This is a genomic window from Pseudomonas sp. 05N431, from assembly GCF_056397005.1.
Window position 1 is genome coordinate 16,797 of sequence record NZ_JBFTMN010000018.1, and the last position, 13,126, is coordinate 29,922.

Sequence of the window (13,126 nt, forward strand, 5' to 3'; positions counted from 1 at the left end):
CTGAAGAGTTTGATGAGGTTTTAACAATGGCTGAACGTCTGAATAATGACTTCCAGTTCATCGAGGTCGGGCGCAAGGATCCGAAGAAGAAACTGTTGCGTCAACGCAAGAAAGAGTTTGTGGAGATCTACGAACCCTTCAAACCCCAGCAGTCGGCCGACCAGGCCCACCGCTGCCTGGGTTGCGGTAACCCGTATTGCGAATGGAAGTGCCCGGTGCACAACTTCATTCCCAACTGGCTGAAGCTGGTGGCCGAGGGCAACATCCTCGCCGCCGCCGAACTGTCGCACCAGACCAACACCCTGCCGGAAGTCTGCGGCCGCGTGTGCCCGCAGGACCGTCTGTGCGAGGGTGCGTGCACCCTTAACGACGGCTTTGGTGCGGTGACCATCGGTTCGGTCGAGAAGTACATCACCGACACTGCATTCGCCATGGGCTGGCGCCCGGACATGTCCAAGGTCAAGCCAACCGGCAAGCGTGTCGCGGTGATCGGCGCAGGCCCTGCCGGCCTGGGCTGTGCCGACGTGCTGGTGCGCGGCGGCGTGACCCCGGTGGTGTTCGACAAGAACCCGGAAATCGGCGGTCTGCTGACCTTCGGCATCCCCGAGTTCAAGCTGGAAAAGACCGTGCTGAGCAATCGCCGCGAAGTCTTCACCGGCATGGGCATCGAGTTCCGCCTGAACACTGAAATCGGCAAGGACGTGAGCATCGAGCAACTGCTCGAAGAATACGATGCCGTGTTCATGGGCATGGGCACCTACACCTACATGAAGGGCGGCTTTGCCGGTGAGGACCTGCCGGGCGTCTATGACGCGCTGGATTTCCTGATTGCCAACGTCAACCGCAACCTGGGCTTTGAAAAGTCGCCGGAAGATTTCGTCGACATGAAAGGCAAGAAGGTCGTGGTACTGGGTGGCGGCGACACGGCGATGGACTGCAACCGCACCTCGATTCGCCAGGGCGCCAAGTCGGTGACCTGTGCCTATCGCCGTGACGAAGCGAACATGCCGGGCTCGCGCAAAGAGGTGAAGAACGCCAAGGAAGAAGGCGTGAAGTTCCTCTACAACCGTCAGCCAATCGCCATCGTCGGTGAAGACAAGGTCGAAGGCGTGAAGGTGGTCGAGACCCGTCTCGGCGAGCCGGACGCCCGTGGCCGTCGCAGCCCCGAGCCGATTCCGGGTTCCGAGGAAATCATCCCGGCCGACGCCGTGGTCATCGCCTTCGGTTTCCGTCCAAGCCCGGCGCCGTGGTTCGAGCAGTTCAGCATCCAGACCGACAGCCAGGGCCGCGTTGTGGCCCCGGAACAAGGCCAGTACAAGCACCAGACCAGCAACCCGAAAATCTTTGCCGGTGGCGACATGGTGCGTGGTTCTGACCTGGTGGTGACGGCGATCTTCGAAGGCCGTAATGCGGCGGAAGGGATCCTGGATTACCTGGGCGTCTGACCGCAACTTGAATTGAGGGCACATAGGCCCTTGATTTGAAATGGGATCAAATGTGGGAGCAGCCGGTCGACGCTCGATTGCTCGCGATGGCGGCAGATCAGTCGACAGAGATGTTGAATGTGAGGCCCTCATCGCGAGCAAGCTCGCTCCCACAGTTGTTTCGCGGTGTTGCAAAAGACCGCATTCCACCGCGACAAATTGACCCGATAGACAAAAGGTGCGGCGCTTGCCGTGCCTTTTGTGTCGCGCTCTGAGAAAATGCCCGCACTTTTTTTCCGGATGCCGACATGACTGCCCTGAAGAACGACCGTTTCCTTCGCGCCCTGCTCAAGCAACCCGTAGACGTCACCCCTGTGTGGATGATGCGTCAGGCCGGTCGCTACCTGCCTGAATACCGCGCCAGCCGTGCCAAGGCCGGTGATTTCATGAGCCTGTGCATGAACCCGGAGTTCGCTTGCGAAGTCACGATGCAGCCGCTCGACCGTTATCCACAGCTGGATGCGGCGATCCTCTTCTCCGACATCCTGACCATTCCCGATGCCATGGGCCAAGGCCTGTACTTCGAAACCGGCGAAGGTCCGCGCTTCAAGAAAGTCGTCAGCACCCTGGCCGACGTCGAAGCCTTGCCGATTCCTGATCCACACAAAGACCTCGGCTACGTCATGGACGCGGTCAGCACCATTCGCCGCGAACTGAACGGCCGCGTGCCGCTGATCGGCTTCTCCGGTAGCCCATGGACCCTGGCCACCTACATGGTCGAAGGCGGCTCGTCGAAAGACTTCCGCAAGACCAAGGCCATGCTCTACGACAACCCGCAAGCCATGCACCTGCTGCTGGATAAACTCGCGCAGTCGGTCACCTCCTACCTCAACGGCCAGATCATGGCCGGCGCGCAAGCGGTGCAGATCTTCGACACCTGGGGCGGCAACCTCTCGGCAGCGGCGTACCAGGAGTTCTCCCTGGCCTACATGCGCAAAATCGTCAGCGGCCTGATCCGTGAACACGAGGGCCGCAAAGTGCCGGTCATCCTGTTCACCAAAAACGGCGGCCTGTGGCTGGAAAGCATCGCCGACGCCGGTGCAGATGCCCTGGGTCTGGACTGGACCTGCGACATCGGCGAAGCCCGCCAGCGCGTCGGCAGCAAAGTTGCGCTGCAAGGCAACATGGACCCGACCGTGCTCTATGCCAAACCTGAGGCCATTCGCGCTGAAGTCGGCCGCATCCTCGCCAGCTACGGCAAAGGCAGCGGTCACGTGTTCAACCTCGGCCATGGCATCACCCCGGAAGTCGACCCGGAGCACGCTGGCGCTTTCCTGCGCGCAGTGCATGAGCTGTCCGCGCAATACCACCAGTAATCCTTTTCTGGATAGCTGCCAAAGCCCGTCTGGCCTCTACGTCAGGCGGGCTTTTTTATTCATTTTGTTCTTACAGAGTTGTGTAAGAAGTTATTCCATCTTTTGCAAGTTCGTATTGCTTGTAATGTCTGATTAGTCTTTCTGCTGAGATTTCCCTCCTCGGCGGGGGAATCTTCCTGCATCGAGTGCTTGTTCGACTCTGTAGAGTGCCTTCTCGGCCATTTGACTTATCAAGTGTCGGGGCTGACTTTAATTTATGGGTACTCTGGAGCTAATAATATGATTGAAAATAGGGTTAGGCCATCAGCAAGTAACTGGCACCTTTGCGCCATGAGCCCTGATCCTCGCAGGGCAGTTAAATTGAAATGAGGAACTCATCATATTCTGCTTGGCAGAAGGCTTTACATTGGCTATCTGCGGTTATAATTGTTTGGGCGTTGGGTAGCGGTTTCTATGTTTCTCTGTTTGATGTTTCATTGACAGTCAAAGAGTGGGTGGCGTTTGTCAATGTGTCGCTGACGACGGTATTTTTACCGTTTTTCGCTCTGCGGGTATTTCTTCATTGGCGCCATAGTCGTCATGAAGATACACAGCGATATTCGCCCGTCGAGTTGTTTGTATTGTTCATGCATCGACTGATTTATCTGGTGACAGGTGTTGTCATGGTGACGGGGTTTCTGATGATGGACCGGGCAATCAATGTGTTTGATATTTTGTTGATTCCACAGCCGCTGACGAATGCTTATTTGATTGTGCTGTTTTTTAAGATACATATCGTTGCGTGTTTACTGCTCGCACTTCTGGTTGCGTTGCATGTCGCGGCGGTTATCAAGCACGAAGCATCGGGGCGTCGAGTGCTGAAACTCATGTCTTTTCGACGCTGAATCCCGAAGCTTCAAGCCGGTTGATTGTTTGGCAGCAACGGCAATCGGGCCAGTTTCAACGCCACCAGCAGCGCAATCACCAGCAACCCGCCGATGAACAGGCCTATGCCGTTCCAGCCGCCCAGGTGCCAGAACACCCCGCCCGCCGTGCCGGCGATACTTGACCCGGCGTAGTAGCTGAACAGATAAAGCGACGAGGCCTGGCCCTTGGCTTTGGTCGCGCGGCGGCCGATCCAGCTGCTGGCCACGGAGTGCGCGGCGAAGAAGCCGAAGGTGAAGATCAACATGCCGATGATCACCAGCGGCAACGGCGTGAACAGGGTCAGCGCAAGGCCTGCGAGCATCAGCACGATGGTTGCCCACAGGACTTTGCGCCGGCCAAGCTTGTCGGCCAATGCGCCGATTTTCGCCGAGCTGTAGATGCCCGACAGGTAAACCACCGAGAGCAAGCCAACGAAGGCCTGATCCATGTGATACGGCTCGGCCAGCAGGCGATAGCCGATGTAGTTGAACAACGTGACGAACGCGCCCATCAGCACGAAGGCTTCGAGGAACAACCACGGCAGCCCGGCGTCGCGAAAGTGCATGGTGAAGCCGTCGAGCAAGCTGCGCGGGTGCATCGAGCGGGAGCGGAAGTTGCGCGACTCGGGGAGGATTTTCCAGAACACTGTCGCGGCAATCAGCGCCAGTCCACCGATGATCAGCATCGCGGTGTGCCAGTTAACGAAGTCAATCAACACGCCGACGATCAGCCGGCCGCACATCCCGCCAATCGCGTTGCCGCCGATGTACAGCCCCATCGCCAGGCCGATGTGTTGTGGATGAATCTCTTCGCTCAGGTAAGTCATGGCCACCGCTGCCAGCCCGCTGAGGGACAGCCCGACCAGTGCACGCATCACCAGCACACCCTGCCAGCTCGGCATCATCGCACTGGCCATGGTGCACAACGCTGCCGCGAACAGCGCCGCAACCATCACCGGTTTCCGGCCGATGCGGTCGGAAACCGGGCCGGTGATCAGCAAGCCAATGGCGAGCATCCCGGTGGCCACCGACAGGATCAGGCTGCTCTGCGCCGCGTTGATCGAAAACTCACGGGAGAACAGCGGCATCATCGGCTGCACGCAGTAGAGCAGGGCGAAGGTCGCGAAACCGCCGGAGAACAGCGCCAGCACCGTACGCATGAACATCGGCGTGCCTTTTTCGATGTACACGTCATTGCGTTGGGCGACCACATTGTCCAGCGCGGTAGGCGGCAATTCATGGGCGAGCGGGGCGACAGCAGATTTCACGGGGGACCTCGGGAGAGCACGGCCAGGCAGGCAATGGAAAAATCATATAGCTGGCTAATGTTTCTATCCAATATATTGTTCGACCTGTTTGATAGGTTTAACGACCTAATGGAGTTTTCATGGAATTACGCCATCTGCGCTACTTCATCGCCGTTGCCGAAGAACTGCACTTCGGCCGCGCCGCACAGGTGCTGGGCATCTCCCAACCGCCCCTGAGCCAGCAGATTCAGGTGCTGGAACAGGAAGTCGGCGCACGTCTATTCGAGCGTACCAATCGTCGGGTCGAGCTCAGTGAGGCCGGTCGATTGTTCCTAGAAGAGGCTCGGCTGGTGCTGGCCCAGGTCGACAAGGCCGCCGACGTCGCCCGTCGCGCCCAACTCGGTGAGCTGGGGGAACTGAAGATCGGCTTCACCTCATCGGCGCCGTTCAACTCGACGATCCCACAGGCGATCTTCTCGTTTCGCCAGCGCTTCCCGGCCGTGCATCTGAACCTGCGGGAGATGAGCAGCACCCAGGTCGCCGAGGCGCTGGTGGATGAGTCGATTCAGGTCGGAATCATGCGACCCTTGCCGCTGCCGGATTCGTTGGAGGTGGTCGAGCTGACGCGTGAGCCGTTGGTGGCGGTGCTCAGCTCCAAGGACCCGCTGGTGGTCGGCAGCGAGGAAGGGCTGTTTCTGTCGGCGTTGGCCCACGAGCCTTTCGTGTTCTTCCCACGCAGCTATGGCAGCGGTCTATACGCACAACTGCTGAGCCTGGCACGCGACGCCGGGTTCAGCCCGCACTTCACCCAGGAAGCCGGCGAGGCCATGACCATCATCGGCCTAGTGGCGGCAGGGCTCGGGGTGTCGGTGTTGCCAGCGTCTTATCAGCGAATGCGCATCGACGGCGTGGTCTATCGGCCCTTGCTCGACCCGCTGGCGATGTCGGCGGTGTGGCTGGTGCAGCGCAAGGACCAGAAGTCGCCGATGGCTAAGGCGTTTGTCGAGTTGCTGACGCGTAAGACTGCACCTTAGCGGGAGAGGGCATAAGTGCTGATGCAGTGACTTCCGTTTTTTGATGATGGCCTATTGCCTTTTATCAAGTGCTGCCGATAACGGTTTGTTGGGCTCATTAAAAAATGGAGATACACGATGTTCAAGCAGTTCACCTTTGCCGCTTTGCTGACAATGACCGCTCTTACCGCTGGCTGTGCTTCGGTAAAAATGGCTGACGAGAACCAGGACGCTCAAGCCAAGACGTTTCAGGTCAGCCCCGATAAAGCCAACATCTACGTTTATCGCAACGAAAGCATGGGTGCCGGCGTGAAAATGCCCGTCGCGCTCAACGGCAAGCCAGTAGGGCAGACCGTCGCCAAGTCTTACCTGATGCTCACTGTCCCGGCGGGTCAGCAGACGTTGGTTTCTTCGGCAGAAAACGATTCCGAATTGAAACTCACGGCGGAACCGGGCAAGAACTATTTTGTCTGGCAGGAAGTGAAAGTAGGCTTCATCAAGGCCCGCAACAACCTGCAAGTTGTCGACGACAAAACCGGTCGTGCCGGTGTCAGCGAAAGCAAGTTGATTCAAGCTCAGTAAGGTAGCTGTCGCTCCGGGAAAAGTGTTTACGAAATCTCACAACTTTCAGACGAGGAGTTGAGGGCAATCAAAACGGCCGTACGCAGCGCTCTTGGGCTCTGATGGTTGTGAGTCTGGTGCAGTTGGCGATTTGCCGGCGGTTGCCGCTTACCTGATTCCGGGCAATACTGCCCACGTTCCCGAAAGGGGTTTGTGAGACTCTGAGGATCCTGGGCAACCAGCAATCGCAGAGCCAGGCAGGTACAGGGCGATGACAAGCCGACCTGTTTGTGAAAGGGCGCCGAAAGGCGCCCTTTGTCGTATAAAAAACAGGCGATCCCACTGGGATCGCCTGTTTTTTTTACGTCGAAATCTGCGCCTGTAATCGTTGCCCGACGACATCCAGCAATCGCAGCCATCGCGCAATGATGTCACCAACACCCGCGCCAGCTTCTGGCTGGAACTCAAACTGTATAAAACAGGAGCAGAGGGTTCGCTGTTGATAACCCATTTTTCCCGCAGTACGTTGTCTTTTATAGCTCTAGCTTGTCTTTTAGGCTGTTCATGATCCCTGTTTTATTCTTCAGGAACTCATTCAATCCTTTTGCACGAAGATTACAGGCGTCACAGTCGGCGCAGCCACTTCCTTGTATTCCGTTATAGCAAGACAGTGTGTGGTGACGAATCAAGTCCAGTTGGTTGTGGTGGTCGGCAAGGGCCCAGGTTTCCGCCTTGTTTAACCACATAAGCGGCGTTTCAATGTGCAACTTATAGTCCATGCCCAATTCGATGGCGTTATTCAAAGCCTTGACAAACTCATCTCGACAATCTGGGTAGCCAGAAAAATCAGTTTCACAAACACCTGTAATTACAGTTTGAGCGCCCACTTGATACGCATAAATAGACGCCAAGGTTAAAAACAGAATATTCCTGCCGGGTACGAACGTGCTTGGCAGGCCGTCCCCGGAACTGTCTGTACTTGGGACTGGAATGTTGTCCCGGGTTAAGCTGCTGATGGCCAGTTCATTCAGCAATGAAACGTCCAGCACTTTGTGCACCGTCACGCCAAGCTTTTTTGAGAGCCGTTGCGCTACTTCAATTTCCGCATGATGGCGCTGGCCATAATCAAACGTAATGCAGTGTATTTCATCGTAAATAGTTAGTGCATGGATCAGGCAGGTTGTTGAGTCTTGCCCACCGCTAAAAACGATAACTGCTTTGTCGTTCATATTTTCGTTCCTTGATTAATATAATAAACGCAACGTTTGAAACAAAAGGCCGAGGTCCATCCACCGCCTCCACCTTACTCCCACATTCGTTGCCCTCTTGGGTCACGCGTTTTTGAACCCCGGCAGACCTTGAGCAGCACGCCATTTTTTCACCGTCTGTGTTATCCCTTCAGCTGATTCATCAGCACCGTCTTCGGGATAGAAAATCAGGTCTGATCCAGCTGGGTGCTCACTCAATTTTTCAAAATGGAACACGAGCGCATCCACTTCCTTCTCCGTTCCATCGTGGCTGATGATGCTCTGAAGCAAAGCCACGAATTCGCGTTCCGTGTAGTCACTGAATTTGTTTTTCATGGTTTTTGCCGATCTTCCTTGTGGATTTCAACGTGTCGTTTGGGCGTAATTACAGAAAGGTTATCAACATCGAAAACAGCGACGCCATGCTGGATATGCTCAATGTGATGCAATTCGTAGCGGGCGTTTCTTCCGTTTCCTCCGTTACGTTCGGTCCGTGGCGCAAACGGTGAGTTACCGCTTAGCAAGAAGCTTTGGTTGCTGGCTTTGAACTGACTACGTAGCTCGGGATCATTCCCTATGGCAGTCCAAAACGCGGCTCTGAAAGCGTCAAAGCTGCTGAAACTCTTCCCCCTTAACTGATCAGCAATCCGCGTTGGAATGGGCGCACCTAATCCAGTGCCAGCCCCAGCAAGCCAAATCCCCGACACATCCTCACCCACCCCCGTAACGCCTCCGGGCTCATACCGGGCATTGAGCACGATATAAATCGGCGCAAGCCCCGCATCCGCAGGAAACCAGATAATTGCATCCTGATACTCAGGCGGATGCTGCGGGTTCACCAATACTTTGTCGGATTGCTCGTTGGGCGGATACACCCACACCGTCGGTATTTGCGGGGCGCCTTCCAGTGCGGGAATGCCGGGTACATCATCGGGATTCGCCGCTGGGGTCCAGGTCAGGCCGATCCCGTTGCCAATGTCGGCAACAAACTTTTCGCCGTCCTGAATAGCTTTGATGACCGGGACAAACTCCCAGTCTTTCTTCCCGCCGGTGTAGAAGCCGTAAGCGCTGACGGAACCATCCGGCAATGTCTTCACGTTGACGCGGACACGGGTTCGCCCGGTATCCAGCGTTGCGTACTGTTCGTTTTTGTAGAAGGCGCTGTCGGGCGAAAGGCTGGTGTTCGGCATCAGTAGCGCAACGGTGCCAACCGCCGCGCCTGCTGCTACAACTGCTGAGTCTGTCAGTAGGGTGAGTGCGAGAGAGCCACCGAGTCGTTGGGCAATGGCGCCACCGGTTGCCGAACCACCGACCAGTTTCAGGGGCATCCCTTCGGCGGTGATCGCTGCGCCGGTGCCAAGCACCGCCCACACGCCGTAGTTAGCCAGTTTCTCGAGGGGGACAAACCCCGACGGGTTGTTGTGGTTGATGACGCCGTCCGGGAGGTTGCAGCTTTTGGCGAATACACAGCCTTTGGTATTGGGTCGTTTGTGCTTTTCGGATTGTCTGGCGAGACTGTTCTCAGAGGTCTGTTGCCTGGCAAGCATGTCGTCGTAAGACTTTTGCCTGGCGTCACGCTCAGCGATCTCGGACTGGGTCATGTCTCGCAGGTAGCGGACTCCGTTTCCACTACCTCCACCACCAGTGCCATGTTTCCAGACTTGGGGAATGTCCTTGTTGCGAGCCATGGGTGTCCTTGTTCGTCCTTAGCTGCGGGACATTGACCCTACCGGGACGCTCAAGCTGTGGCTGTGGGACGTTTCCGAAATGCAGTGCTCCGTTTTCCGTTTGTGTCATTTCTTTGCAGGGGGAAATGAAAAGATCGCAGCCTGCGACAGCTCCTACACCGACTTTTGTAGGAACTGTCGCAGACTGCGATCTTTTGATCTTGATGTGGCGCTTGTCGGGATAGCTTGTCAGCGGCTCACGCGTATGTCGGTCGGATCTTGTGCGGTTCTTGGCCTCCATAGTTGAAAGCTTCGGCTCCATACCACGTACTCAGCAGTCAGTGCTTTAAACGCTTCGAGAATCGGCTTGTTCACGGCCCAGTTGCCGTGGCGATTTTGGTACACATGAGCTTCGCCGAACATCAGACGGATCTCCCGTGCGGCGACAGCTTGCGGCAGATAGTCTTGTTTACGGTATTCGGCCAGCATCCATTGTGCGATGCGCATGTCCTCATCTGTCCAAGTCATGACGCGGATTCCTGCTAGGGCCCTTGGGTCACAATTGCTGATCGGGACGGAAGAGGTGTTGATCGAGAATGCGTTCAACCTGTTGCGGCGTCTTGCACGAGAACCACAGGTTAGCTGGGTAAATCACCATGACCGGACCGTGGTCGCAGCGGCCCAGGCAGCCCGATGCGTTGGCGCGCGATGCTCCTGGCTCACCCATTTTGGCGAGCTTGCGTTTTGCTGCACTGAGCAGTTCATGAGCGCCTGAGCCCGAGCAACTACGGTGACCATCAGGGCGCAAGTTGGTGCAAATCAGTACATGGTGTTCGTAGGCCAAGATCGGATTTTGTGTGTCATTCATAGGTGGTCACGACCGCTGTTCAAACGTTGTCGGCAGGAACCGCGACTTTCGATGGTTCCAGATTGAGGGCAAGTACGCTCATCAGCACAATGACCGTTCCGACGATGACCATGGCCGAAGGGCGTTCACTCAGAACCAGTGAGGCCATCAACATGGCTGTGGGCGGTATCAGGTAAAGCGAAATGGAAGCGCGGCTCACATTGCTGTGCGCCAGTACGTATGCCCAGGCGAGGTACGCAAGGGCGCTGGGGAAAATGCCCAAAACGAGCACCGCCAGGTTGACCGAAGTTGAGGCATTTTGCGCTTCGCCCCACAACCCTGGGACGTATACAAGCAGCAGTACCGTGCCCGACCAGATGGTGTAACACACCATCGTCAGCCCGTCGTAACGATGTGAATGGTGTTTCTGCAAGGCGAAATACAGACTCCATGAAAGCGCCGCCAGCAGGATCAGCAGCCCATGCGCGTCAAGCTCACCAAAACCACGGTCCCCAGTGACTACCACAGCGGCGCCGAGTAGGCCGCACAGTACACAGATCCATTGCCAGCCGTTGACCCGATCCTTGAACGCGAAATGCGCCAATAACGTGCTGAACAGCGGCGTGGATTGTGCCAGTACGCTGGCGGCCCCAGCGCTAACACCTCGTTGTCCGTAGTTGAGGGCTATGTGATGCAGGCTGACAGCAAAAAAACCCAGAACTGCCAGCAGCGGCAGGTCTTTAAGGCGAGGCAGGGAAATACGCATCACCGATGCGACCCCGGCCATGAACGTTGAGGCGATGAGGAATCGCAGCAGTGCGAGATGACCGGGCTCGTAAGCCTTTAGTCCGATGTGGATTCCAATGGGGGAATAGGCCCAGCAAAGAATGACAAAGATCGCCGCCAAAGCGACTTTTACGCTAGGCCTTGTATTCATCAAATCGTCATCTTGGGCGCAACTCGACTTTGCGCGCTGGGCATGGCGTGAGCTATTCCGTTCCAGTATTGCTCAGTGATGTCCAGGAAGCGGTTGAACGAAGCGCGGACTTCCTCTATGTGCTGGTCGGTGGTGCATTCATGGGTGGCGGCTTTCACGGCCTGGATTTTGTGTTCTTTTTCCGCATCCCCGATGTGGATGTAGAAATACTCGCAGTGTTCATGAAAGTCGTCGTTATTGGCATACAGGTGCTTATAGTTGCGCGCTCCTTCGTACAAGCGGGTGAGCATCGAATAGGCCAGCCACTCCTGAGCCAACAATGTGCCGAGCACATGGCGCGGATTGTTGTTGTGGCCACCGTCGGTGTAAAGACTCAATTGTTCGCGACTAAACGCGCGGGTACTTTCCAGCACAGGCAAAGCCATGAGTTCGTCCATGCTGTATGGCCGATCAGCAAGACGGCTGAGAAGGTCGATCAGATAATTTTCCAGCAGGGCGAGGTGGGCCTTTTCCGGGTTACCGTAACCCATCTCGGAGTACAGGTTTTTGACGATTTCGACCTGGGCGTACAAGTCGTCCGTGCCCACAAACGACAGGGCAACCATGCGAGAAGTCTGCGTCGTACGGGCCAGGTAGTTTCGAGCAAACACCTCAACGTCGGCGAGGGGGAGTGTGCCTCCCATCCATCGTTGGTAGAACGTGTTATTCAAGGCTTTATGGGTGAACGCACTTTCGGCGAGGCACTGGATTTTGCGCTGAGATAACTCCATAAGAACTCCTGTTCATCGGGGAAATGAAGGCGCGATAGCGTCCCTGCAATGTGCGCCGGTTGAAGTATCAAAAACACGCGGCCTCACAACAAGTGACTTAAACTGATCAATGCATTCACTCTGGGTGAGCTATGGAATTGTCCCAACTGCGCATGTTCAAGACGGTTCACGACGTCGGCAGCATCGCGCGCGCCGCCGAGTTGCTGCACTGCGTGCCGTCCAATATCACCGCACGTCTCAAGTCCCTGGAGCGTGAGCTCGGCACAGCGCTGTTTTTCCGCGACGGTCGAGGGTTGCGGATCACTCCTGCCGGGGAGGTATTTCTCGAGTACGCGACGAAAATCCTGGGTTTGGCTGATGAAGCCCGGCGCGCGGTAGCGCCCACCAATACGCCTGGCGGTCCCCTGCGCATTGGTGCCATCGAGTCGAGTGCTACGGGACGATTGCCCCGGTTATTGGCCAAGTACCATGCGCTGTACCCGCAGGTGTCGCTGGAGTTGAGCACCGGCACCTGGGCTCAACTGCTGGACGATACTCAGCATCACCGGCTTGATGGGGTGATCGTGGCGGTGAACATTGAACGTCCCGGTCTCAAGCGTGCAGTGATCTACCGTGAAGATTTGGTTCTCATCGCATCCGCGTCCCATGGGCCTTTACGCAAGGCGGCGGATTTGCAAGGTAAGGAAATTTTCATGTGGCCCCCGGGCTGTCCGTACCGGTTGGCACTGGAGCAGTGGCTGTTGCGCCATGATCAGGTGTTGCCGATCGTCAGCATTGCAAGCTATGGCACCATCGTTGGCTGTGTCAGTGCCGGTGCCGGCGTTTCGCTGGTTCCTCGCGGGATCTATGAGCAATACCGTCACAGTGCGGGTTGGCAAGGATATGAATTCCCGGACCTGACGAGTATCGACAACCTGTTTTACTGGCATGAAAACGCAGGTCGACACCCAGCTCGGGAAGCGTTTTTGGCACTACTGCAGACAGAGTTCGCGGGCCCAACGGCGTTGGAAGGGGGCATCGATACGACGCAGCCTCCTGCAAAACCCGCGTCTTGAATGACTGAGCCTTCGTCATATCCCCCTCAACGCAGTCCCGTCCATGTTCGCCTCGGCGTGACATTTATAGGTCTTGG

Annotated in this window: 14 protein-coding genes; 6 read left to right on the plus strand and 8 right to left on the minus strand. The window is 56.5% G+C overall.

From position 1 onward, the window contains the following. Nucleotides 1–26 precede the first annotated feature (26 nt). The 3 genes from AC1DIG_RS24270 to AC1DIG_RS24280 all read left to right on the plus strand — a co-directional run bounded on the left by AC1DIG_RS24270 (nucleotide 27) and on the right by AC1DIG_RS24280 (nucleotide 3,684). Nucleotides 27–1,445 carry an FAD-dependent oxidoreductase gene (locus tag AC1DIG_RS24270; RefSeq protein ID WP_477769339.1) on the plus strand — a complete coding sequence of 473 codons (1,419 nt, stop codon included), beginning with the start codon at nucleotides 27–29 and terminating at the stop codon, nucleotides 1,443–1,445. A 287-nt stretch (nucleotides 1,446–1,732) separates the two neighbouring features. Further along, nucleotides 1,733–2,800: a uroporphyrinogen decarboxylase gene (gene hemE, locus AC1DIG_RS24275; protein ID WP_123423929.1), complete on the plus strand. Its 1,068-nt coding sequence runs from the start codon at nucleotides 1,733–1,735 to the stop codon at nucleotides 2,798–2,800. A gap of 365 nt (nucleotides 2,801–3,165) precedes the next feature. Then, on the plus strand, nucleotides 3,166–3,684 hold the full coding sequence (locus tag AC1DIG_RS24280) for a cytochrome b (protein ID WP_477769340.1): 519 nt from the start codon (nucleotides 3,166–3,168) through the stop codon (nucleotides 3,682–3,684). Between the two features lie 11 nt (nucleotides 3,685–3,695). On the opposite strand, the gene AC1DIG_RS24285 is transcribed toward AC1DIG_RS24280, so the two are convergent. Further along, complete coding sequence (locus tag AC1DIG_RS24285) at nucleotides 3,696–4,940, minus strand: MFS transporter (RefSeq protein ID WP_477769404.1); 1,245 nt, start codon at nucleotides 4,938–4,940, stop codon at nucleotides 3,696–3,698. Between the two features lie 152 nt (nucleotides 4,941–5,092). On the opposite strand from AC1DIG_RS24285, the gene AC1DIG_RS24290 reads away from it, so the two are divergent. Both AC1DIG_RS24290 and AC1DIG_RS24295 read left to right on the plus strand, forming a co-directional pair. Continuing rightward, nucleotides 5,093–5,986: a LysR family transcriptional regulator gene (locus AC1DIG_RS24290; RefSeq protein ID WP_477769341.1), complete on the plus strand. Its 894-nt coding sequence runs from the start codon at nucleotides 5,093–5,095 to the stop codon at nucleotides 5,984–5,986. 117 nt (nucleotides 5,987–6,103) lie between these two features. Next, the gene (locus AC1DIG_RS24295; protein WP_477769342.1) at nucleotides 6,104–6,547 is read left to right on the plus strand and encodes a DUF2846 domain-containing protein; all 444 of its coding nucleotides are present in this window, start codon (nucleotides 6,104–6,106) and stop codon (nucleotides 6,545–6,547) included. A gap of 512 nt (nucleotides 6,548–7,059) precedes the next feature. Here AC1DIG_RS24295 and queC read toward each other — a convergent pair. The 7 genes from queC to AC1DIG_RS24330 form a co-directional block, all read right to left on the minus strand. After that, a complete protein-coding gene (gene queC / locus AC1DIG_RS24300) occupies nucleotides 7,060–7,755 on the minus strand; it encodes a 7-cyano-7-deazaguanine synthase QueC (protein ID WP_477769343.1) in 696 nt (231 codons plus the stop codon). Between the two features lie 102 nt (nucleotides 7,756–7,857). Further along, on the minus strand, nucleotides 7,858–8,109 hold the full coding sequence (locus tag AC1DIG_RS24305; RefSeq protein WP_477769344.1) for a bacteriocin immunity protein: 252 nt from the start codon (nucleotides 8,107–8,109) through the stop codon (nucleotides 7,858–7,860). Beyond that, nucleotides 8,106–9,461 carry an S-type pyocin domain-containing protein gene (locus tag AC1DIG_RS24310; RefSeq protein WP_477769345.1) on the minus strand — a complete coding sequence of 452 codons (1,356 nt, stop codon included), beginning with the start codon at nucleotides 9,459–9,461 and terminating at the stop codon, nucleotides 8,106–8,108. The genes AC1DIG_RS24305 and AC1DIG_RS24310 overlap by 4 nt, the downstream gene beginning before the upstream one ends. A gap of 228 nt (nucleotides 9,462–9,689) precedes the next feature. Continuing rightward, the gene (locus AC1DIG_RS24315; RefSeq protein WP_477769346.1) at nucleotides 9,690–9,968 is read right to left on the minus strand and encodes a DUF6953 family protein; all 279 of its coding nucleotides are present in this window, start codon (nucleotides 9,966–9,968) and stop codon (nucleotides 9,690–9,692) included. A gap of 28 nt (nucleotides 9,969–9,996) precedes the next feature. Further along, entirely contained in the window at nucleotides 9,997–10,308 is a 312-nt protein-coding gene (locus tag AC1DIG_RS24320; RefSeq protein WP_477769347.1) for a (2Fe-2S) ferredoxin domain-containing protein, read from the minus strand. 19 nt (nucleotides 10,309–10,327) lie between these two features. Then, complete coding sequence (locus AC1DIG_RS24325) at nucleotides 10,328–11,224, minus strand: DMT family transporter (protein ID WP_477769348.1); 897 nt, start codon at nucleotides 11,222–11,224, stop codon at nucleotides 10,328–10,330. Beyond that, nucleotides 11,224–11,994, minus strand: coding sequence for an iron-containing redox enzyme family protein (locus tag AC1DIG_RS24330; RefSeq protein ID WP_477769349.1), 771 nt, complete (start codon nucleotides 11,992–11,994; stop codon nucleotides 11,224–11,226). The genes AC1DIG_RS24325 and AC1DIG_RS24330 overlap by 1 nt, the downstream gene beginning before the upstream one ends. 131 nt (nucleotides 11,995–12,125) lie before the next feature. Between AC1DIG_RS24330 and AC1DIG_RS24335 the strand changes: the two genes are divergently transcribed. Continuing rightward, on the plus strand, nucleotides 12,126–13,049 hold the full coding sequence (locus AC1DIG_RS24335; protein ID WP_477769350.1) for a LysR family transcriptional regulator: 924 nt from the start codon (nucleotides 12,126–12,128) through the stop codon (nucleotides 13,047–13,049). Nucleotides 13,050–13,126 lie beyond the last annotated feature (77 nt).